Annotated in this window: 1 pseudogene; it reads right to left on the bottom strand. The window is 54.6% G+C overall.

Annotated elements, in window-relative coordinates:
* Window positions 1-125 precede the first annotated feature (125 nt).
* A pseudogene (locus F2P44_RS34625) lies at window positions 126-377 on the bottom strand (IS1380 family transposase); the annotation flags it as partial.

Below are 377 nucleotides of genomic sequence, written 5' to 3'. Positions count from 1 at the left end.
ATGGTGTGGGCGTTTTGATTAAGCGTTAGAAACTAAATCATGCCAGAAATGGGCGCCCACCCCCACCTTTTCGCTTGCGCTGCCAAGCAATTTTCATCCGTTCCGCTAGTTTTGCAAGAGGCTCATTTGGCCGCCCGGTATATGATTTCCTGCAGCACCGTTTTCAAACGACGACGTTTCGCGGGATGCCTGACCGGCGAGATCTCCCCCGTCAAACCAAGCTGGCCGAGCAAGCGCAGGCAGTTATAGGCGAACATCGCCAGATGCATGATCGCGTCGTTGCTGTCGAACTTACCCGACGGCAAACGTTCCATGTCGAGATCGGTCTTGATCTCGGAGTGAAATTGTTCATGGGTGCCGTGGCGGCGATACAGCCG

The organism is Massilia frigida, from assembly GCF_011682175.1.
GTDB classification, from domain to species: Bacteria; Pseudomonadota; Gammaproteobacteria; order Burkholderiales; family Burkholderiaceae_D; genus Telluria_A; species Telluria_A frigida.
The sequence above is the reverse complement of the archived record's forward strand: the minus strand, read 5'-3'. Positions and strand labels throughout refer to the sequence as shown.